The sequence below is a fragment of the Streptomyces lincolnensis genome, assembly GCF_021173675.1.
Classification (GTDB): Bacteria; Actinomycetota; Actinomycetes; order Streptomycetales; family Streptomycetaceae; genus Streptomyces; species Streptomyces lincolnensis_B.
Map to the genome: position 1 here is coordinate 726,630 of NZ_JAIHON010000002.1, position 20,944 is coordinate 747,573.

General features: G+C 71.7%; 16 protein-coding genes and 1 riboswitch. Of the genes, 5 read left to right on the forward strand and 11 right to left on the reverse strand.

The genetic code is table 11. The annotated features are described in order from the left end of the window. From cobI to K4B79_RS06865, 10 genes are all read right to left on the reverse strand, one after another. Nucleotides 1–747, reverse strand: coding sequence for a precorrin-2 C(20)-methyltransferase (gene cobI, locus K4B79_RS06820; protein WP_232025342.1), 747 nt, complete (start codon nt 745–747; stop codon nt 1–3). Next, nucleotides 732–2,201 (reverse strand): cobyrinate a,c-diamide synthase, encoded by a 1,470-nt coding sequence (locus tag K4B79_RS06825; RefSeq protein ID WP_232025343.1) that lies wholly within the window; start codon nt 2,199–2,201, stop codon nt 732–734. Before K4B79_RS06825 ends, cobI begins: the two co-directional genes overlap by 16 nt. Beyond that, nucleotides 2,201–2,800, reverse strand: a complete 600-nt coding sequence (cobO, locus tag K4B79_RS06830; RefSeq protein WP_232025344.1) for a cob(I)yrinic acid a,c-diamide adenosyltransferase — start codon at nt 2,798–2,800, stop codon at nt 2,201–2,203. Before cobO ends, K4B79_RS06825 begins: the two co-directional genes overlap by 1 nt. Next, on the reverse strand, nt 2,800–4,827 hold the full coding sequence (locus K4B79_RS06835) for a putative cobaltochelatase (protein WP_232025345.1): 2,028 nt from the start codon (nt 4,825–4,827) through the stop codon (nt 2,800–2,802). The genes cobO and K4B79_RS06835 overlap by 1 nt, the downstream gene beginning before the upstream one ends. Further along, complete coding sequence (cobN, locus tag K4B79_RS06840) at nt 4,824–8,477, reverse strand: cobaltochelatase subunit CobN (protein WP_232025346.1); 3,654 nt, start codon at nt 8,475–8,477, stop codon at nt 4,824–4,826. Before cobN ends, K4B79_RS06835 begins: the two co-directional genes overlap by 4 nt. Further along, nucleotides 8,474–9,985, reverse strand: a complete 1,512-nt coding sequence (locus K4B79_RS06845) for a cobyric acid synthase (protein WP_232025347.1) — start codon at nt 9,983–9,985, stop codon at nt 8,474–8,476. Before K4B79_RS06845 ends, cobN begins: the two co-directional genes overlap by 4 nt. Beyond that, a complete protein-coding gene (locus K4B79_RS06850) occupies nt 9,982–10,923 on the reverse strand; it encodes a cobalamin biosynthesis protein (protein ID WP_232025348.1) in 942 nt (313 codons plus the stop codon). Before K4B79_RS06850 ends, K4B79_RS06845 begins: the two co-directional genes overlap by 4 nt. A 101-nt stretch (nt 10,924–11,024) precedes the next feature. Next, nucleotides 11,025–11,163, reverse strand: a riboswitch (cobalamin riboswitch). A 153-nt stretch (nt 11,164–11,316) separates the two neighbouring features. Further along, nucleotides 11,317–11,538 carry a hypothetical protein gene (locus K4B79_RS06855; RefSeq protein WP_232025349.1) on the reverse strand — a complete coding sequence of 74 codons (222 nt, stop codon included), beginning with the start codon at nt 11,536–11,538 and terminating at the stop codon, nt 11,317–11,319. A gap of 54 nt (nt 11,539–11,592) precedes the next feature. Next, a complete protein-coding gene (locus K4B79_RS06860; protein ID WP_232025350.1) occupies nt 11,593–12,828 on the reverse strand; it encodes an inorganic phosphate transporter in 1,236 nt (411 codons plus the stop codon). A gap of 153 nt (nt 12,829–12,981) precedes the next feature. After that, nucleotides 12,982–13,731 (reverse strand): lysozyme, encoded by a 750-nt coding sequence (locus K4B79_RS06865; protein ID WP_232025351.1) that lies wholly within the window; start codon nt 13,729–13,731, stop codon nt 12,982–12,984. Nucleotides 13,732–13,927: 196 nt separating this feature from the next. Between K4B79_RS06865 and K4B79_RS06870 the strand changes: the two genes are divergently transcribed. The 3 genes from K4B79_RS06870 to K4B79_RS06880 all read left to right on the forward strand — a co-directional run bounded on the left by K4B79_RS06870 (nt 13,928) and on the right by K4B79_RS06880 (nt 18,000). Beyond that, nucleotides 13,928–14,659: a class II aldolase/adducin family protein gene (locus tag K4B79_RS06870; protein ID WP_232025352.1), complete on the forward strand. Its 732-nt coding sequence runs from the start codon at nt 13,928–13,930 to the stop codon at nt 14,657–14,659. Nucleotides 14,660–15,092: 433 nt separating this feature from the next. After that, the gene (locus tag K4B79_RS06875) at nt 15,093–16,271 is read left to right on the forward strand and encodes an alpha/beta hydrolase (protein WP_232025353.1); all 1,179 of its coding nucleotides are present in this window, start codon (nt 15,093–15,095) and stop codon (nt 16,269–16,271) included. A 232-nt stretch (nt 16,272–16,503) separates the two neighbouring features. Further along, entirely contained in the window at nt 16,504–18,000 is a 1,497-nt protein-coding gene (locus K4B79_RS06880) for a hypothetical protein (protein WP_232025354.1), read from the forward strand. 7 nt (nt 18,001–18,007) lie between these two features. On the opposite strand, the gene K4B79_RS06885 is transcribed toward K4B79_RS06880, so the two are convergent. Continuing rightward, nucleotides 18,008–18,421, reverse strand: coding sequence for a VOC family protein (locus tag K4B79_RS06885; protein WP_232025355.1), 414 nt, complete (start codon nt 18,419–18,421; stop codon nt 18,008–18,010). 291 nt (nt 18,422–18,712) lie between these two features. Here K4B79_RS06885 and K4B79_RS06890 point away from each other — a divergent pair, with 291 nt between their 5' ends. Both K4B79_RS06890 and K4B79_RS06895 read left to right on the forward strand, forming a co-directional pair. Further along, nucleotides 18,713–20,311, forward strand: a complete 1,599-nt coding sequence (locus K4B79_RS06890; protein WP_232025356.1) for an ABC-F family ATP-binding cassette domain-containing protein — start codon at nt 18,713–18,715, stop codon at nt 20,309–20,311. 335 nt (nt 20,312–20,646) lie between these two features. Continuing rightward, the gene (locus K4B79_RS06895) at nt 20,647–20,868 is read left to right on the forward strand and encodes a helix-turn-helix domain-containing protein (protein ID WP_010355597.1); all 222 of its coding nucleotides are present in this window, start codon (nt 20,647–20,649) and stop codon (nt 20,866–20,868) included. The last annotated feature ends 76 nt before the right edge of the window (nt 20,869–20,944 follow it).

Here is a 20,944-nt window from a genome sequence, read left to right on the forward strand (position 1 = left end):
TCACAGCTTGCCGCCCCGGCCACCGTCACGCCGGGCGGGCGCGATGAGCGTGGACAGATACGGCAGGGGAGTGCCGTCGAGCCCGTCGGCCGCCTGGATGGACTCACCGTCCAGCCCGAGCGCCGATCCCCACACCGCGTCCTCGATCCGCCCGGTCTCCCGCAACGCCTCGGCCACTTCCCCCGCCTGCCGCCCGAACTTGTAGGCGACGACGGTCCCGGGCCCGTTCAACGCGTCCTTGAGCACGGCGGCCCCCGCGGTGACCGGCACGAGCGTCAACGGCTCGGTGCCCTCGGTCAGCACGGCCCCCGACCTGGCCGCGAGATCCTGCATGGCGGTGATCCCGGGCACGGTCTCGACCACGACCCCCGGCACCAACTCCCCGATGGTCTGCGCGAGATAGGTGAACGTGGAGTACACGTTGGGATCGCCGATGGTCGCGAAGGCAACAGTGCCGTGCGTCTCCAACAGCTCGGCCACCCGAGCCCCGGCAGCATCCCAGGCCGCCTCCCGCCGAGCCCGGTCGGTCCGCTCGTTCAGGGCGAACACGACCCGCAGCACCTTCTCCTCGGGCACGTAGTGCAACACGGTGGCCTCCGCGCGCCCCCGTTCACCGGTGTCCATCACGGGGACGACCACGACGTCGGCGGCACGCAGGGCGTTGACACCCTTGACGGTCACCAGCTCCGGATCCCCGGGACCCACCCCGACCCCGATCAACCTGCTGCTGCTCATGACGTCCGGCACCTCTCCACGAACCGACGGGCCACACCGGGCTCGGACGCCCAGTGCGTGTGCAGATAACTCGCGTGCACACCTCGCTGTACAAAACCTTCGACCCGCCGCGGCGCCCGCAGCCCCCAGGCCGGCGCGCCCCCGGCCCCCGGCTCGACCACCGTCCGGTGAAACTCGTGCCCCCGCATCCGCGTCCCGACCACCGCGAGCGAACTCTCACTCACGGCGACGGCGTCCCGATAACCGAGCGTGAGCCGCTCACTCATCGCCGCCGTGGCATCGAGCACGCCGCACATGGGCAGCCCGTCGAGCTCCCGGCACAGATAGAGCAGCCCGGCACATTCGGCGGCGACGGGAGCGCCGCTCTCCGCGAGGGCGGCGACCGCCTTGCGGAGAGGTTCGTTGGCGGACAGCTCGGAGGCGTACACCTCCGGGAAGCCGCCACCGATGACCAACCCGTCGGTCCCGTCGGGCAGTTGCTCGTCCCGCAACGGATCGAACGTCACGACCTCCGCCCCGGCGGCGGCGAGCAACTCGGCATGCTCGGCATAGGAGAAGGTGAAGGCGGGCCCACCGGCAACGGCGACGGTGACTCGTGAGTCCCGCTCGGGTGTATTCAGCCCGTCCGGCGTTTGAGGACGAGGCCCTTTCAGGGCCGACAGCGGGGGTCTGGGGGCGGCAGCCCCCAGGTTCGGGTCGGGAAGGGGCGGAGGGGGCGAGAAACCCAACACCTCAGCCGCATCCCAAGCCGCACCCGACACAACACCCGCACTACGCGCCAGCCCCACCAACCCCGAAAGATCACACCCCGCCTCGACCTGCGCGGCCATCGCCGCGACGGAGGACACCGCGTCCCCCCGCCGCTCGGCGACCGGCACCAACCCCAGATGCCGAGAAGGCGTATCCACCTGAGCCACCCGCCGCAACACCCCGAACACCGGCACACCCGCCGCGTCCAACGCCTCCCGCAGCAACTCCTCATGCCGATCGGACGCGACCTTGTTCAAAATCACGCCCCCGACCCGAACCTCCGGATCAAAGGAAGCGAACCCATGCACCAACGCCGCCACCGACCGCGACTGCGACGACGCATCGACCACCAACACCACCGGCGCCCGCAACAACTTCGCCACATGCGCGGTCGACGCCAGCTCCCCCTCTCCCGCCGCCCCGTCGTACATCCCCATCACACCCTCGACGACGGCGATGTCACACCCCCGAGCCCCGTGCAGGAACAACGGAGCCACCAGCTCCGGCCCACACAGATACGCGTCGAGATTCCGCCCCACCCGCCCACTCGCGAGCGCGTGATACCCGGGATCGATGTAGTCCGGCCCCACCTTGTGCGGAGACACGACAAGCCCCCGCGCGGCGAACGCGGCCATCAACCCGGTGGCAACGGTGGTCTTCCCACTCCCCGACGAGGGCGCGGCGATGACCAGCCGAGGGACGGAGGACGAGGACATCACCACTCGATACCCCGCTGCCCCTTCTGCCCCGCGTCCATCGGATGCTTCACCTTGGACATATCGGTCACAAGATCCGCGAAGTCGACGAGCTTCTCGGGCGCGTTCCGCCCGGTGATCACGACATGCTGGTTCCCGGGCCGGTTCCGCAGCACGTCGAGCACCTCATCGGTGTCGACCCACCCCCAGTGCATCGGATAGGCGAACTCATCGAGGACGTACAGCCGATAGGTCTCGGCGGCAAGATCCCGCTTGACCTGCTCCCAGCCCTCCCGTGCCTTCTCCTCGTTGTCCATCTGGGCGTCCCGCTGAACCCAGGACCACCCCTCGCCCATCTTGTGCCACTCGACGGCCCCGCCCTCACCACTGGCCCCGAGCACCCGCAGCGCGTTCTCCTCGCCGACCTTCCACTTCGCCGACTTGACGAACTGGAACACCCCGATGGGCCACCCCTGGTTCCAGGCGCGCAGGGCGAGCCCGAAGGCGGCGGTCGACTTCCCCTTCCCGACCCCCGTATGCACAACCACCAAGGGCCGATTACGCCGCTGACGAGTAGTCAGCCCATCGTCCGGCACCACACTCGGCTGTCCCTGAGGCATTACGCGGCCCTCCTCTGTCCGTTCCTCTGCCCGTCCCTCTGTACGTCCTTCACCAGACCGGCGATCGAGTCGGCCCGCAGTTCATCGAGCGTCACCGCCGTACCACCGAGCTCACCCGCGAGCTGCCCGGCGAGCCCCAGCCGCACCGGCCCGGACTCGCAGTCGACGACCACGGAGGCCGTCCCGTCGGCGGCGAACAGCCGGGCGGCCCGCCCGGCGAGGGCGACCGGCTCGGGCCCACCGGTGGCCCGCCCGTCCGTCACCACGACCACGAGCGCCCGCCGCGCCGGATCCCGCAGCCGCTCCACCCGCAGCACCTCATGGGCCCTGAGCAGGCCCGCCGCGAGCGGCGTACGCCCACCCGTCGGCAGTGTCTCCAGCCGCGCGGCCGCCGCGTCCACGGACGACGTGGGCGGCAACGCGACCTCCGCCGCCGCTCCCCGGAACGTCACGAGCCCCACCTTGTCCCGCCGCTGATACGCGTCCAGCAGCAACGACAGCACGGCCCCCTTCACGGCACTCATCCGCTGCCGCGCCGCCATCGACCCCGAGGCGTCGACCACGAACAGCACGAGGTTGCCCTCACGCCCCTCCCGGGTCGCCTGCCGCAGATCGTCACGGCGTACGACGAGCCCGCGCCCGGCCCGCCCCCGCGCCCGCTGATGCGGCGCGGCGGCCTGCACGGTCGCCGCCAGGTGCAGCTTGGTCAGCGCGCCCCGGGGCCGTCGCGCACCGGTCGTCCGCCCGTGCTCGGTCCGCGCCCGGGACCGCCGACCGGCGGCACCCTCGCCCAGTCCCGGCACGCTCAGCACCTTGGTCCGGAACGGCTCCGAGGCCCGCGCGGCCTGCTGCTCCCCGGCACCGGAGGCTTGCGGCGGCCCGTCCTCGCCGGCCTCGGGACGGGCACCCGTGTCGCCACCCTGCGGCCCGTCCTCGGGCGACGGCTGCCCACCACCCCCGCCACCGGGCCCGTCGGGATCGGGATCGGGGTCGGATCCGGGGTCGGGATCGTCGTCCCCGGAGAACTCCTCCAGCGTCTCGTCCAGCTTGTCCTCGTCGAGCCCCGGCGCGTCGAAGGGATTGCGGCGCCTGCGGTGCGGCAGCGCGAGCAGCGCCGCCTGCCGCACGTCCTCCGCGAGCACCTCGGCCCGCCCGGCCCACGCGGCCAGCGCCGTCGCCGTCCGCGCCATCACGATGTCGGCCCGCATCCCGTCGACCTCGAAGGCCGCACAGGTCGCCGCGATCTGCCGCAGCGCTCCGTCCCCGAGCCGCACCGACGGCAACAACTCCCGTGCGGCGACGACCCGTTGCCGTACGGCGGCCTCCTCGTCCGCCCAGCGCGCGGCGAAGCCGGCCGGGTCGTCGTCGTAGGCGAGCCGCCGCCGGACGACCTCCACCCGCTGGTCGGGCTCGCGCGAGGCCGCGACCTCCACGGTCAGCCCGAACCGGTCGAGCAACTGCGGTCGCAGCTCGCCCTCTTCGGGGTTCATGGTGCCGACGAGCAGGAACTTCGAGGCATGCCGTACGGAGACACCCTCGCGCTCGACGTACGAGGCGCCCATGGCAGCGGCGTCCAGCAGCAGGTCGACGAGATGGTCATGCAGCAGATTGACCTCATCGACGTAGAGGATCCCGCGGTGCGCGTCCGCGAGCAGACCGGGCTCGAAGGCCTTCACGCCCTCCGACAGGGCCCGCTCGATGTCGAGGGCTCCCACGAGCCGGTCCTCTGAGGCCCCGACGGGCAGTTCGACCATCCGGGACGGCCGCTCCACCCCGTTCCCGCTCTCGTGCGGCCCGTCCGGGCACGCGGGATCCGGCGCGGCGGGATCACAGGAGAAACGGCACCCGGGGACGACCGGCACCGCGGGCAGCAGCACCGAAAGGGCCCGTACCGCCGTCGACTTGGCGGTGCCCTTCTCCCCGCGCACCAGCACCCCGCCGACCGCCGGGGACACGGCGTTCAGCAGCAGCGCGAGCCGCAGGTCGTCCTGGCCGACAACGGCCGTAAAGGGGAAGGGGGTGGTCACTGGTCGCCCTCCAAGTCGCCTTCGAGCTCCAGGTAGGTGGCGCGCAGCCGCTCCAGCGTGTCGGCGTCCGGCTCGGCCCACAGGCCCCGGTCGGCCGCCTCCAGGAGACGTTCCGTGATGCCCCGCAGCGCCCACGGGTTGGACTTCTTCATGAAGTCCCGGTTCTCGGCGTCGAAGACGTACTCGGCCGACAGCTTCTCGTACATCCAGTCGTCCACGACCCCGGCCGTGGCGTCGTACCCGAACAGGTAGTCCACGGTCGCCGCCATCTCGAAGGCGCCCTTGTAGCCGTGCCGCCGCATCGCCGCCATCCAGCGCGGGTTGACCACCCGGGCCCGGAAGACCCGGTGGGTCTCCTCGCCGAGCGTGCGGGTCTTGACCTGGTCCGGCGTCGCGGAGTCACCCACGTACGCCTCCGGACTCGCCCCCGTCAGATGGCGCACCATCGCGACCATGCCGCCGTGGTACTGGAAGTAGTCGTCGGCGTCGACCAGATCGTGTTCACGCGTGTCGACGTTCTTCGCGGCCACGGCGATCCGCTTGAACGCCGTCTCCATGTCCCCGCGCGCCGCCCGCCCGTCGAGCCCGCGCCCGTACGCGTAGCCGCCCCAGACGGCGTACACCTCGGCGAGGTCGGCGTCCGAACGCCAGTTGCGCGCGTCGATCAGCGGCAGCAGACCGGCACCGTAGGCGCCCGGCTTGGAGCCGAAGACGCGGGCCGTCGCGCGCCGCCGGTCGCCGTGCTCGGCGGTGTCCTCGTCGGCGTGGGCCTTCACGAAGTTCCGCTCGGCGGGCTCGTCCAGCTCGGCCACCGCGCGGACGGCGTCGTCGATCAGTCCGACCACGTGCGGGAACGCGTCCCGGAAGAACCCGGAGATCCGGACCGTGACGTCGATGCGGGGCCGGCCGAGCTCGGCGAGGGGCACGATCTCGAAGCCGGTCACCCGGCGCGAGGCGTCGTCCCACACCGGACGGCAGCCCAGCAGCGCCAGGATCTCGGCGATGTCGTCGCCCTGGGTGCGCATGGCCGAGGTGCCCCAGACGGTCAGGCCGACGGACTTGGGGTAGTCACCGGTGTCCTGGAGGTACCGCTGCACGAGGGAGTCGGCGAGGGACTGCCCGACCTCCCAACTCAGCCGCGACGGAATGGCCTTGGGGTCGACCGAGTAGAAGTTCCGGCCCGTCGGCAGCACGTTGACGAGCCCGCGCGTCGGCGAACCGGACGGCCCCGCCGGGATGTAACCGCCCTCGAGCGCCTTGAGGATGTGCCCGATCTCGTCGGTGGTCCGCGCCAGCCGGGGCACGACCTCGGTACAGGCGAACTTCACCACCGCGACGGCGTCGGGGAGTTCGGTGCCGAGGACGTCACGGACGAGGGCACGGCTCTCGCCGACGGCCCACTCCCGCTCCTCCATCCCCTCCGCAATCCGCCGGCACAGCTGCTCCAGCAGGTCGATCGCGTCGGCGGCCGTACGCGAGGGCCCCTCGACCAGATCCGAGAGCTCGACCGGCACCTTCACCGGCGCGCCCGGCTCGGCCAGCAACTCCTTCTCCACCAGCCCGAAGTGGGCCGCGAGACAGGCCCTGAGCCCCGGCAGCGCGTTCGCCTGCCCGCCCCACACCTGCGAGGCGCGCAGCACGGCGAGCACCAGGTTGACGCGGGGCTCGCCGACCGGACCGCCACCGAGGATGTGCAGCCCGTCGCGGATCTGCACGTCCTTGATCTCGCACAGATAACCGTCGATGTGCATGACGAACTCGTCGAACGCGTCGTCGTCCGGCTGGTCGTCCACATGCAGGTCGTGGTGGAGCTCGGCCGCCTTCACCAGCGTCCAGATCTGCGCCCGTACGGCGGGCGCCTTCGCCGGGTCCAGGTCGGAGACGAGCGCGTACTCGTCGAGGAGCTGCTCCAGCTTCGCCAGGTCGCCGTAGGTGTCGGCGCGTGCCATCGGCGGTACGAGGTGGTCGACCACGGTGGCGTGCCCGCGCCGCTTGGCCTGGGTGCCCTCGCCGGGGTCGTTGACGATGAAGGGATAGATCAGCGGGAGGTCGCCGAGCACGGCGTCGGGAGCGCAACCGCCGCCGAGCCCGAGGCCCTTGCCCGGCAGCCACTCCATCGTGCCGTGCTTGCCCATGTGCACGATCGCGTCGGCGCCGAAGGACTTGTCCAGCCAGCGGTAGGCCGCCATGTAGTGGTGCGACGGCGGCATGTCGGGGTCGTGGTAGATCGCGATCGGGTTCTCGCCGAAGCCGCGCGGCGGCTGGATCATCACGACGACGTTCCCGAACTGAAGGGAGGCGAGGACGATGTCGTCACCGTCGACGTAGAGCGACCCCGGCGGCTCGCCCCACGCCTCCAGCATGGCGTCTCGCAGCGCGGGGTCGAGCGTGTCGAGCCACGCCCGGTAGTCGGCCAGCGGCACCCGCGCGGGCGCGGCGGCCAACTGCTCCTCGGTGAGCCATTCGACGTCGTGACCACCGGCGTTGATGAGCCGGTGGATCAGCTCGTCGCCGTTGTCCGGATGCCCCTCGACGACGTACCCGGCGTCCCGCAGCGCGTCCAGCACCCGCACGGCCGACGCGGGCGTGTCCAGCCCCACCGCGTTGCCCACCCGCGAGTGCTTGGTCGGGTAGGCGGTGAAGACGAGCGCCAGCTTCTTCTCGGAGTTCGGCTTGTGCCGCAACACGGCATGCCGTACGGCGATCCCCGCGACCCGTGCGGCCCGCTCGGGGTCGGCCACGTACACCGGGACCTCGTCCGGGCCCTGCTCCTTGAACGAGAACGGCACGGTGATCAGCCGCCCGTCGAACTCCGGGATCGCGACCTGCATCGCCGCGTCCATGGGGGAGAGGGCGGCGTCCGACGCGTCCCAGGCCGCGCGGGACGACGTGAGGCAGAGCCCTTGCAGCACCGGCACGTCGAGGTCGGCCAGCGCCCCGATGTCCCAGGCCTCCTCGTCGCCGCCGGCCGAGGCCTGCGAGGCGTGCGTGCCGCCGGCGGCGAGGACGGTGGCGACGAGCGTGTCGGCCTTGCCGAGGATCTCGTACAGCCCGGCGTCCGCCCCGCGCAGCGAACCGCAGTACACGGGAAGGGCATTGGCGCCCTGCGCCTCGATCGCGTCGCACAGCGTGTCCACGAAGGCGGTGTTGCCGCTCAGTTCGTGGGCCCGGTAGAAGAGCACGCCGACGGTCGGGCGGCCCTCGACGAAGGCGCGCTCGCCGTGGACGCCGTACTCCGGCATCTTCTGCGGCTCGACGAACCCCTCGCCCGTCAGCAGCACGGTGTCGGACAGGAACCGCGCCAGCTCGGTGAGGTTGGCGGGCCCGCCCTCCACGAGATACCTCAGCGCCTCGGCGACGACACCGGCCGGCGCCGACGACTCGGCCATCAACTCCGCGTCCGGGACGGCCTCGCCACCGAGCAGGACGGTCGGGACACCGGAGGCCTTCAGCGCGGCCAGCCCGTCCTCCCAGGCCCGCTTGCCGCCGAGCAGCCGTACGACGGCGATGTCGGCGCCCCGGAGGAGACCGGGGAGTTCCCGCTCGACGTCCACGCGGGTCGGGTTGCCGATCCGGTAGGAGGCACCCTCGGCGGCCCGGGCCGCCAGCAGGTCCGTGTCGGCGGTCGACAACAACAACACAGTGCTCATGCGGGCGCTCCCGGTGGAATGAAAGGCAGTCCTTGCGGCGCGCCGGACTCGATGAGCCGCCACAGCGCGTCCGTGTCCGCGTGCTGTTCGATCAGGTCGCCGAGCCGGTCGAGCTGCTCCTCGCGCAGCGCGGCGAACGAGGTGTCGGGCGCCGTCACGAAGCGGCGGCCCGCGGCGGCGGCCACCTCGCGCAGGAAGGCCCGCCGGAAACCGTCGGACTCCAGCGAGCCGTGCCAGTGGGTGCCCCAGGTCTGCCCGACCCGGCAGCCGTCCAAGAAGGGGTCGCCCCCGTCGAGGGAGGCGATCCCGTGATGGATCTCGTACCCCGAGACGGGCTCGCCGAGGGCTTCCCCTTCCGGCCGGGTGAGGGTCTTCTCCCGCGCGAACCGCACCCGTACGGGCAGGACGCCGAGCCCGTCCACCTGCCCCCGCCGGCTCTCGACCTCGTCCTCGATGTGCTCGCCGAGGATCTGGAAGCCACCGCAGATGCCGAGGACCGGCCGCTGCTCGGCGGCCCTGCGGACGATCGCCTCGGCCAGCCCCCGCTCCCGCAGCCACTCCAGCGCGCGTACGGTCCCCCGGGTCCCGGGGATCACGACGAGGTCGGCGTCCGCCAGTTCCTCGGGCCGGTCCACGAACCGCACGACGACACCGGGTTCGGCGGCGAGCGCGTCCACGTCGGTGAAGTTGGACATCAGGGGGATCGCGCAGACGGCGACCCGCAGGACGTCCTCCCCGACGGGCGGGGCGGTGTTCGACTCCCGCACGGTCCCGCGCAGGGAGACCCTGAGGCCGTCCTCCTCGTCGATCCCGAGCCCGTGCCGGAAGGGCAGGACGCCGTAGGTGCGCCGCCCGGTGAGCCCGTGCAGCATGTCGAGCCCGGGTTCGAGCAGCGACACGTCGCCCCGGAACTTGTTGACGAGGAACCCGGCGACGAACTCCTGGTCCTCCGGCGACAGCAGGGCCACGGTCCCGAAGAAGGAGGCGAAGACGCCCCCGCGGTCGATGTCACCGACGACGAGCACGGGCAGCCCGGCATTCCGGGCTATCCCCATGTTCACGATGTCGGTCCGCCGGAGGTTGATCTCGGCCGGGCTCCCCGCCCCCTCACAGATCACCGCGTCATACGTGCCCCGCAACTCGGCGAGACAGTCCAGCACGGTCCCGAGCAGCTTCTGCTGCCGCCCCCCGTGATACCCACGCGCACTGAGCTCACCGACCGGCTTGCCGAGCAGCACGACCTGACTGCTCTGCTCGCCGCCCGGCTTGAGCAGGACGGGATTCATCAGCGCGGTCGGCTCGATCCGGCAGGCCTGCGCCTGCATGGCCTGCGCCCGCCCGATCTCCGCGCCCTCCCGCGTCACGAACGAATTCAGGGACATGTTCTGCGCCTTGAAGGGCGCGACCTTGACCCCTTGCCGCACCAGCCACCGGCAGATCCCGGCGGTGACGACACTCTTGCCGGCGTCGGAAGTGGTGCCGGCGACCAGCAGCCCGCCCCCGCTCATGAGACACGCCCCTTGAGGACGGCCCGCGCGGCGACACCGACGCCGAGCGCGAGCAGCCCGACCCGGCGCGACAGCCGTGCGGCCCGCTCGATGTCCTGGACCTCCACGAAACGCCCCTCCCCGTTCAGCACCGGCCGGTGCTCCACCCGCCCGGCGTACGACAACGTCCCGCCCAGCCGCACCCCGAGCGCCCCCGCGAAGGAGGCCTCCACGGGCCCGGCGTTGGGGCTCGGATGCTTGGCGGCATCGGCACGCCAGGCTCCTGCGGCCCCCCGGGGATCGTCCCCGGCGAGCGTGGCGAGAACGGCGGTCAGCCGCGCCCCCGGCCACCCGGCGACATCGTCCAGCCGGGCGGAGGCCCACCCGTACCGCCGGTATCTGGGCGACTTGTGCCCGACCATCGCGTCGAGCGTGTTCACGGCCCGGAACCCGAGCAGCCCCGGCACCCCGCCGACGGCGCCCCACACGAGCGCGCCCACGACGGCGTCGGAGGTGTTCTCGGCCACGGACTCCACGACCGCCCGTGCGATGCCGTCGGCGTCGAGGGCCTGCGGATCCCGGCCGCACAGATGCGGCAGCCGCTCCCGGGCCGCCTCGACGTCCCCCGCCTCCAGGGCACGCCCGATGGCCCGGGCCTCCCGGACGAGCGACGTGCCGCCGACCACGGCCCAGGTGGCGGCACCGGTGAGGGCGACGGAAGCGGTGGGGGAGCGGCGTACCGCACGGGCCGCCAGGGCCCCGAGCGTGACGGCGCCACCGGCGCACACGAGGGTGTGCAGCGCGCCCCACCCGCGGTGGTCACGCCACATCACCCGCTCCACGGCACCCGCGGCCCGCCCGAACACGGCGACCGGATGCCCGCGGCGTGGATCGCCGAGGAGCAGGTCACCGAGGAGGCCGACAGTGGCGCCGTACGCGAAGACGCGATCGGCACGCATGGACTCAGCCGACCGCTGTCACAGACGGGGTGCGGGTGGTACGACTCAAGCGGCAGCCGAGCATGGCGACATGTCCTCACTCAGGGTGTCCACGCCCTGGTTCGACGAGACCGGCGGCGAGAGTTCCTGGCTCCCGGGGCTTCCTACCCCGGTGACAGTGGCGGGACCGCGCCGGACTCGCACCGGCTTCCTCTCCTGCCGCCGTATTGGCTCCGGCAGTCCACCACGGGCCCGGAACAGCAGTCAACTTGCCGTTGACCTGCGGGAGCGGAGTGTGGACAAGCCCACATCGGCGCGTCGGCGAACGCCCACCGGGCGGGCCAGGACCGAAGTCCCGTGCCCGCCCGGAAGGTCTGAAGGAGCGTGGCCCGAGGCCACGACCGGATGGCGGCCTCAGGCCACGATCAGATAGATGCCGTACGCGACCGCCGCCGCGCAGGCGGCGAAGCAGGCGTACGCGCCCGTCACGGCCAGGGCCGCGGAGCCGCCCTGGGCGGTGGCCCGTTCCTGGCGGGACAGGCCCATGATGCCGAGGGTGAACAGGGCCACGAGGGCCACGGTGACGACGAGGCTGACACCGAAGACGGAGCCGAGCGCTTCCCAGTCGATCTTCATGCTTCTACTTCCTTCTCAGCCGGGCTGGACCGGACGTGACCGGGCGTGCCGGGCTCAGACGGTGGTGGCGGTCGACGGGGCGGCGTCGGCCGTGGGGGCGGGGATGGTGGCCGTGAGGTCCTCGGTCACCGTGCCCGCGGGCGGCGGGGTCACGGCGGCGATCGCCGTGGTCACCACGCCGGGCGTCTCGTCGGTCTCGTTGACGTTGGTGTGGTCGACGACCTCGCGCCGGGAGACCTTCCAGATCGCGGCACTGGAGGCGATCAGGAAGACGGCGACGACGGCCGTGCCCCACGCGCCGAAGCCCGTCACGTACTCGGCGAGCGCGCCCACCAGCGCGGCCGCCGGCAGGGTCAGGCCCCAGGCCACGAACATCCGGGTCGCGGTCGACCAGCGGACGACCCCGCCCTTGCGGCCGAGCCCCGCGCCCATCACCGCGCCGGAGACGGAGTGCGTGGTGGAGAGGGAGAAACCGAGGTGGGAGGAGGCCAGGATGACCGTCGCCGCGCTGGTCTGGGCGGCGAAGCCCTGCTGCGGCTGGAGGTCGGTCAGGCCCTTGCCCATGGTGCGGATGATGCGCCAGCCGCCGAGGTAGGTGCCGAGCGCGATGGCGATGCCCGCGGAGAGGATGACCCACATCGGCGGGTCGGAGTCCGGGGCGACGGCGCCGCCGGCGACCAGGGCGAGGGTGATGATGCCCATCGTCTTCTGCGCGTCGTTCGTGCCGTGGGCGAGCGAGACCAGGCCGGCCGAGGCGATCTGGCCGGTGCGGTAACCCTTCGCCGCGGCCTTTCCGTCGGCCTTCCTGCCCAGCGAGTACGACAGCCTGGTCGCGAGCATCGCGGCGAGGCCGGCGACGATCGGGGCCGCGATCGCCGGGATCAGGACCTTGGTGACGAGCACGTCGCCGTGGACCGCGCCCATGCCGGCCGAGGCGATGGTGGCGCCGATCAGACCGCCCATGAGGGCGTGCGAGGAACTGGAGGGGAGTCCGACCAGCCAGGTCAGCAGGTTCCAGAGGATCGCGCCGACCAGGGCGGCGAAGATGACCTCGGGACGGATGCCGCTCTCGTCGACGAGACCCTTGGAGATCGTGTTGGCGACCTCCACCGAGAGGAAGGCGCCTACAAGGTTGAGCACGGCGGACATGGCCACCGCGACCTTGGGCTTGAGTGCGCCGGTCGAGATGGTCGTGGCCATCGCGTTGGCGGTGTCGTGGAAACCGTTCGTGAAATCGAACGCGAGTGCGGTTACTACCACAATCGCGAGGATCAGCGAGAAGTTTTCCATTTACCCAGGCAATCGTTCGAGGTCATTGGCTGGACGAACGTAAGTAACCTGGATGAACGGAAGATGAACTGAGGCGGGCCGCACGGTGTATGGAATCGGCGGTTGTCACTCCGCCGGACGCCAAACGGAACGTGCGGCCCGTGCGGCGCGCGGTCAGGAGCCCCTGGCGAACTTCTTCAACTGGGCCTGGGACCCGTTGAAGAGATTCTGGTCACCCGGCAGACCGCCGCTGTTGTCGTACTGCCAGATGGTCCAGAACGACCAGCCGGCCGGCAGCGCCCCCGCGCTCGCGGAGCCGTAGCGGGCGATCCACAGCGCATGGTTGGACCCGAAGGCTCGACTGCTCCCTGTGCACGTGTTCCACCAATGGGTGGTCGTGTAGATCACCGGCCGGCGACCGGTCTGCCGCTTCACCTCATCGCTGAACGACTTGATCCAGCTGACCATCTTCGCCTTGCTCAGGCCGTAGCACTTGCGCTTCTTGTCGTACGGGTTGTACTCGATGTCGAGCGCGGGCGGCAGCGTCCGTCCGTCCGCGCTCCAGGCGCCGCCGTTGCGCACGAAGTGCGCCGCCTGGGTCCTGCCTGACGATCTGTTGGGCAGCGCGAAGTGGTACGCCCCGCGGATGATGCCCACCTCGCGCGCCCCGTTGTACTGCTGGCCGAAGTACGGATTGCGGTAGGTGTGGGACTCGGTCGCCTTGACGTAGACGAACCTGGCGCCCTTCGACCTGGCCTTCTGCCAGTCGACGTTCTTCTGATGGGAAGAGACGTCGTGCCCCTTCGGCAGGCTCGCCGCCGAGGCCGGAGTCTCGGCGAGGGCGATGCCCCCGACGGTCAGCGCCGCCACGGACGCGGCCAGCGCGCGCCTGCGACGGCGGGATGGATTGCGATCACGGGCCATATGTCCCCCCGGAATGGCTACGTGCACGACAAATCCCCCAGAGGCTACTGGAAGATCACCGAATCCCGGACGATCTCTGGCCAAGTGATCGAAGAGGCCCATGTATGCCCATATGTGCTCTTTCGGATCTAGGGATTCCGGCCTAAAGTGCCCCCGCCCGGCGCCAGGTCCACAGCGTCCCTGGCAGGATCGCGGCATGGCCGAGGAGCAGCGGGACACGGGGGGCGCGCGAGGCGTCCGGGACAGCGCGCGGGATGTGGGGGAGTCGTGCGGCCGGAGTGTGCGCCCCGAGGAGGCGCATGCCTGGGAGGAACTCGTCGCGACGGCCCGCCGGACCGTGTCCGACGGCCTGGTCGTCGGCACCTCCGGCAACGTCTCCGTCCGCGTCGACGACACCGTGCTGGTCACCCCGTCGGGCGTCCCCTACGACCGGCTCGCCCCGGACGACATCACCGGCGTCGACCTCGACGGCCGACAGGTGCTCGGCACGCTCGTCCCCACCAGCGAACTGCCCATGCATCTCGCCGTCTACCGCACCACCGACGCCCGCGCCGTCGTCCACACCCACGCCGTGCACGCCACCGCCGTCTCGACACTCGTCCAGGAGCTCCCGGCGATCCACTACATGTCCGGAGCACTCGGCGGAGCCGTCCGGGTTGCCCCCTATGCCACCTACGGCACCGACGAGTTGGCCGAGAACATGCTCCACGCCCTCACCGACCGCTCCGCCTGCCTCCTCCAGAACCACGGCACGATGGCCCACGGCCCGAGCCTCTCCCAGGCCTACGACCGCACGGCCCAACTGGAATGGATGTGCCACCTCTGGCTCACCGCCTCCTCCGTCCCGGGCCTCACCCCCCACCTGCTGACGGAGGCCCAGGTGACGGAAGCGGGGGAGCGGCTGCGGGGGTACGGTCAGCGGCCGTAGCCGCCCATTCCGGTGCCGCGGAAGGTCGTAGAGCGGCTGCGGCTGGGTGGGGGCTGGTCGCGCAGTTCCCCGCGCCCCTTAGGTGAGGAAGGTCGCCCGGCGATCGAGAGTGGCGGCCGCCGACGGCGGTGAGGGGACGGGGCGGGGGGTGTCCGCCCGCAGCGGCCGGCGTCCGACACGCGGTACTGCCCGGAGAGACAGTTCCGCCGGACCGAGGACGGAGACCCCCCGACCCGGCCCCGACCCACCACACAACCGTAGGCGCTACATCCGCCCCCACCGGGGCCGCACAGCGCGCCGCAGGCATCCAGGGGCGCGGGGAACTGCGCAGAACACCAGCCCCCACCGCCCCGCAGACACGCAACAACCCCACCCCACCACAGAAGGCCCCCGCCCACTGGCCCGCACCCAGACGCACCAGGACACTGGACAGGTGCGCACCGTCAAAGCAACAGCCGCTGTCGTCACCGCGACCCTGGCCGCCGCCGCGGCGAGTGTCGCCGCCGGACGGCTCGCCAGCAACGCCGCGCTCAAGGCGCCCCCGGGCCGCCCCCTGCCCACCGAACCCCGGCTCACCGTCCACGCCACCGCGGCCGGCCGCATCGCCCTCACCCGCGACCTGGCAACCCTGCGCCCCGGCACCTACGGCCTCGGCGGCGACGGCTCCCACGCGGTAGTGGGCGCAGTCCTCGGCACCGAGACCCACTCCGCCGACACGGTCGTCCGCCGCCTGGAACGCGTCACCCACGGCACCCTGAAACCCGGCGACAAGGTCTGGCTCACCCCGAACCTCCACGTCGGCGACCCCGCCTCCGCCCTCGGCCTGGACCACACCGACATCGACGTCCCCGGCGAACTGGGCCCCCTGCCCGCCTGGTTCGTACCCGGCGTGCGGACCACCTGGGTGATCGCGGTGCACGGCCTGGGCACCACCCGCGAACTCCCCCTGAACGTCATGGAGTTCCTGTACCACCACGGCTTCCCGGTACTCGCCCTCGCCTACCGCGGCGACCCCGGCGCACCCCACCCCCGGGACGGCCTGAACCACCTCGGCGAGACCGAGTGGCGGGACCTGGACGCCGCGATCCACCACGCCGTCGACAGCGGCGCCCGCCAGGTCGTCCTGCACGGCTGGTCCACCGGCGCCACCATGGCGCTGCGCGCGGCCGCCCACTCGGAGCTGCGCGACCGCGTCTCGGGACTGATCCTGGACTCCCCGGTGCTCAGCTGGGAGACGACCCTGCGCGCCCTCGCCTCGGCCCGCCGCACCCCGGGCGCCCTGCTGCCCCTGGCGGTGCGCGCCGCGCAGGGCCGCACCGGCCTGCACGGCCGCCGCCCCACCACCGACACCGCCACCAACACCGCGGCCGACACTTCCGCCGGCACCGCGGCCGGCACTCCCGACCGCCACCGCCCCATGGCGCCCACCCTGATCATCCACGGCCCGGACGACCGGGTGGCCCCCTGGGCCCACTCCCGCCGCCTCGCCGACGCCCACCCCAACCGGGTCGCCCTCCACACCGTCCGCGACGCTCCCCACGGAGCCATGTGGAACGCCGATCCGAAGGGGTACGAGGAAGCACTGCGCCGCTTCCTGACCCCCTTGATGTGATCCCCATGTGATCCCCTGCGATCCCCGTGCGCCCCCGCACGCTCCCCGCACCCACCGACGTCCCACCGACGACACCCCCCTCCACACCCGGTCCCACAGGTTCCGTTTAACCCCGTACCACTGGCCTGATCTCGTACTTCGTCCTCCCGCGACGGCCCGCCGCAGACCCTCCCCCCGGCCCGCCGTGGCATTCCGTTTGGGTTTTCGGACCGTCAACCGGAAGACTGCACCCGTGACGTCCCGTATCCCGCGCGACTCCAGGCTTCGACTCGTCCGCCCGCGACCCCTGGCCGCCGCCCCCTCAGCTGTGAACCAGCGGCGCCCACGCCGCCCCGCGCCCCGGCCCCCGGAAGGCACACCGGCCCCCGCGGAACTGGCCAGAATGGCGCGCTCCGGCCTGGCAGCCGCGGCCCGTGTCGCCCGCTGGGCGGACGCCGCACTCCACCCCGGCCGGGACGGCGCGACCTCCGACGGCAAAGGCACCCTCTCCGACGAGACCGCCGAACGGGCCGCGGCCGAGCTGGGCCTGACCCCGGATCAGATCCGCGCGGACTGGGACACGGCCCGCCTCGCCGGCCTCGTCGAGGTGCACGGCGACAGCGCCCGCCCCGGTTGGCGGCTGCGCGCCTGGAACCGCGACGACAGTGCCGTGCTGCGCGGCTGGGTCGCCCTCTTCGACGCCTGGTCGCTGGCCTACCCGGAACCCACCGACCACGAGCCGGCCGCCGTCGCCGAGGTCGTCTCGGCCATGCCCCAGGTGCTCTCCTTCCTCCAGCTGTCCGCCGGCCCCGTGCCCGAGGAACAGCTCCTGGACCTCCTCCAACAGCGGGTCACCGAACTGCGCACCGAGCGCTGCGAGATCCCCTACGGCCCTCGCTCGGAACCCGCCCACCCGACGCACCCGGCCCACCCGGCCCTCGCGGAGGCCGAGCCGGCGCAGTCCGCCGCGCTCCACCTCGCCTCCGCGCGACCGGAGTCCGAGGCCGCACCGCGGCCCGAGCCCGACGCCCCGCTCGCCCCCCTCCTCGACTGGGCCCTGCGCGCGCTCGCCTCCGTCGGCGCCCTCACCTACGGCCACGGACAGGCCACGCTCACCCCGCTCGGCAGCTGGGCGGTCTGGGTCAAGCTGGAGCAGATCTGCGTGGCCGCCCAGAGCCCCGCCGGGAACATCGAGCAGGCCGCCGAGGGCATGCTCCGCGGCTGCGCCCAACTGCGCCCGAACGCGGCCCGCGCCGAGTACCGCGCCTGGCTCGCCGCGCGCCCCGTCGGCAACGCCGTCACCGAACTGATCGACGCCGCCCGCGGTGACGACGCCCTGCTGCGCGGCCTCGCCTTCGAGGCCCTGCGCGTCGTCGGCGCCCCCGCCGAGCCCGACGTGCGCTCCGTGGCCGACGAGCCGACGCTGCGGCCGTACGCCCTGCTGTGGCTGGCCGAGCACGACGGGATCGACCCGGAGGACGCCCACGAGGTCCTCACCCGCGAGGAGGCCACCTGGCTGTGGGTCGACACCGCGGCCGCCGTCGCCGACCACGGCGAGGCCCCGATGCTGGTCCGGCACCTGGAGTCCGCCCTCCAGCCGACCGTCCCCGCCCTGCTCGACGAGGTGCGCGCCGTCGGCCACCCCCGCACCGTGCAGGTCCTGGTCGCCCTCGCCGCCGCGCACCCCGACCCGGCCCTGGCCAAGGCCGTCCGCCGGGCCGCCTTCCAGGTGCACACCGGAGGAAGCTGACGGCCTGCTACGCCCCTATCTCCGGGGCGTAGGTGCCGAAGCTCCAGACATTGCCCTCGGCGTCGCGGGCCATGTAGTCCCGTGAGCCGTAGTCCTGGTCGGTCGGGGGCATCAGGATCTCCGCGCCGTGTTCCACGGCCCGCTGGTGGTGTGCGTCGACGTCGTCCACGACGACGTACACCCCGGTCGGGCCCGCCTCCTTCATCGCCTTGTCGTAGGCGCTGCCGGTGCCCTTGGAGCCGAGCATCACCGCGCCGTTGCCCTGCACCAGTTCGGCGTGCACCACCGCGCCGTTCTCGTCCTCGTACACGGACAGTTCCGTGAAGCCGAAGGCCTCCGTGAGCTGCCGGATGGCCGCCTTGGCGTCCGCGTAGATCAGGGTGGGGTAGATGCTGGGACGCCCGCCGCCCGTGCCTGCCATGTCCATCACTCCCTCGTGACCGCATGCCGGAAATCGGTGATCTCTCCCGGAACTGCCGGATCTCCCGGAAAATCACCTGCTGCCCAGTCTTGCAGGGACCACTGACAACGGCCCCCGCGCCGGTGAGGCCGGGCGGGGCAGGGTGGGGCCGGTGATCGAACACGCGAACGCAGAAAAAGTGGTTGCACGGCCCCGTTAGACTGGCCCCATGGCCATTCTCCTCGCGCATTAGACGGCGGGAACGTCCTCAGCCGTCCATCCCGCCCCCCATATCCGCCCTGGAGTCTGTCCGTGATCTCCGCCTCCGGTATCGAGCTGCGCGCCGGTGCCCGCGTCCTCATCGAGTCCGCCACCTTCCGTGTCACCAAGGGCGACCGCATCGGCCTGGTCGGCCGCAACGGCGCAGGGAAGACCACCCTCACCAAGTGCCTGGCCGGCGAGGGCGTCCCGGCCGGCGGCACCATCACCCGCTCCGGCGAGGTCGGCTACCTCCCGCAGGACCCCCGCACCGGCGACCTCGACGTCCTCGCCCGCGACCGCGTCCTGTCCGCGCGCGGCCTCGACGTACTGATCCGCAAGATGCGCGAGAACGAGCAGCGGATCGCCAACGGCCAGGGCTCCACCCGCGAGAAGGCCCTCAAGCAGTACGAGCGCCAGGAGACGGAGTTCCTCACCAAGGGCGGGTACGCCGCCGAGGCCGAGGCCGCCACCATCGCCGCCGCGCTCAACCTGCCCGACCGGGTGCTCGGCCAGCCGCTGCACACTCTCTCCGGCGGTCAGCGCCGCCGTATCGAGCTGGCCCGCATCCTGTTCTCCGACGCGGACACCCTGCTGCTCGACGAGCCGACCAACCACCTCGACGCCGACTCGATCGTCTGGCTGCGCGACTACCTCAAGACCTACCGCGGTGGCTTCATCGTGATCTCCCACGACGTCGACCTGGTCGAGACGGTCGTGAACAAGGTGTTCTACCTGGATGCCAACCGCGCCCAGATCGACGTCTACAACATGGGCTGGAAGCTTTACCAGCAGCAGCGCGAGGCCGACGAGAAGCGCCGCAAGCGTGAGCGGCAGAACGCCGAGAAGAAGGCGGCCGCGCTCAACTCGCAGGCCGACAAGATGCGCGCCAAGGCCACCAAGACGGTCGCCGCGCAGAACATGGCCCGCCGTGCCGAGCGGCTGCTGGCCGGGCTCGACGAGGTCCGGCAGTCCGACAAGGTCGCCAAGCTCCGCTTCCCGGAGCCCTCGCCCTGCGGCAAGACCCCGCTCATGGCGGAGGGCCTGTCGAAGTCGTACGGCTCCCTGGAGATCTTCACCGACGTCGACCTGGCCATCGACAAGGGCTCCCGGGTCGTCATCCTCGGCCTGAACGGCGCCGGCAAGACCACCCTGCTACGGCTGCTGGGCGGGGTGGAGAAGCCCGACACCGGCGAGGTCATCGAGGGCCACGGCCTCAAGCTCGGCTACTACGCCCAGGAGCACGAGACCCTGGACCCCGAGCGCACGGTCCTGGAGAACATGCGGTCCGCCAACCCCGACCTGGACCTGGTCGAGGTCCGCAAGACGCTCGGCTCGTTCCTGTTCTCCGGCGACGACGTCGACAAGCCGGCCGGGGTCCTGTCCGGCGGTGAGAAGACCCGTCTCGCGCTCGCCACCCTGGTGGTGTCCTCGGCGAACGTGCTGCTGCTGGACGAGCCGACCAACAACCTCGACCCCGCCAGCCGCGAGGAGATCCTCGGCGCGCTGCGCACCTACAAGGGCGCGGTCGTCCTGGTCACCCACGACGAGGGCGCCGTCGAGGCGCTCCAGCCGGAGCGGATCATTCTGCTGCCGGACGGTGTCGAGGATCTGTGGGGTTCCGACTACGCGGATCTCGTCGCGCTCGCTTGATCGAATCCGTGATCCACAGCGTATGGATCATTCGGCCTACCGGTGATCCATCATCTGTGTGAGATCTCCTCGTACCGAGGTGTGTCCTACATCCATTTCCCGGCCGAGCCCTTTATCGACAAGGGCTCGGCCGTCGCACGTCTCTGACCTGGTCATTCGTGAAAGAACCCGTTCGGCGGTACGAACGCCACTGAGTTGAATCACGGATTCCGCTTGTGGGGACGCGCTCCTGTCGTCAAAACCAGGTCTTACGGACCTTGCCGAATGGGTGGCCATGAAGCCCCGGAGGGGTGATCATGAGGAGACCAGAGCGCACTTCCCATGAGGAGGCACGGGTGGCCGAGACTCTGAAGAAGGGCAGCCGGGTAACCGGCGCCGCGCGCGACAAGCTCGCGGCAGACCTGAAGAAGAAGTACGACTCCGGTGCGAGCATTCGAGCGCTGGCCGAGGAAACCGGCCGCTCGTATGGCTTCGTCCACCGGATGCTCAGTGAGTCCGGCGTCACGCTTCGTGGGCGTGGCGGCGCGACCAGGGGCAAGAAGGCCGCGACGTCCTGAACCGGGCGGCCCATCGGCTTTCGATGGTGGCCACCCGGTCGTTCAGCTGATCGACCGGGTGGTTACTGTGCAGTCA

What these genes read in the sequence shown, in the direction of transcription:
- K4B79_RS06825 (WP_232025343.1), bottom strand. Translation starts at nt 2,201, where the DNA reads ATGTCCTCGTCCTCCGTCCCTCGGCTGGTCATCGCCGCGCCCTCGTCG.
- cobO (WP_232025344.1), bottom strand. Translation starts at nt 2,800, where the DNA reads ATGCCTCAGGGACAGCCGAGTGTGGTGCCGGACGATGGGCTGACTACT.
- cobN (WP_232025346.1), bottom strand. Translation starts at nt 8,477, where the DNA reads ATGAGCACTGTGTTGTTGTTGTCGACCGCCGACACGGACCTGCTGGCG.
- K4B79_RS06845 (WP_232025347.1), bottom strand. Translation starts at nt 9,985, where the DNA reads ATGAGCGGGGGCGGGCTGCTGGTCGCCGGCACCACTTCCGACGCCGGC.
- K4B79_RS06850 (WP_232025348.1), bottom strand. Translation starts at nt 10,923, where the DNA reads ATGCGTGCCGATCGCGTCTTCGCGTACGGCGCCACTGTCGGCCTCCTC.
- K4B79_RS06855 (WP_232025349.1), bottom strand. Translation starts at nt 11,538, where the DNA reads ATGAAGATCGACTGGGAAGCGCTCGGCTCCGTCTTCGGTGTCAGCCTC.
- K4B79_RS06860 (WP_232025350.1), bottom strand. Translation starts at nt 12,828, where the DNA reads ATGGAAAACTTCTCGCTGATCCTCGCGATTGTGGTAGTAACCGCACTC.
- K4B79_RS06865 (WP_232025351.1), bottom strand. Translation starts at nt 13,731, where the DNA reads ATGGCCCGTGATCGCAATCCATCCCGCCGTCGCAGGCGCGCGCTGGCC.
- K4B79_RS06870 (WP_232025352.1), top strand. Translation starts at nt 13,928, where the DNA reads ATGGCCGAGGAGCAGCGGGACACGGGGGGCGCGCGAGGCGTCCGGGAC.
- K4B79_RS06885 (WP_232025355.1), bottom strand. Translation starts at nt 18,421, where the DNA reads ATGGCAGGCACGGGCGGCGGGCGTCCCAGCATCTACCCCACCCTGATC.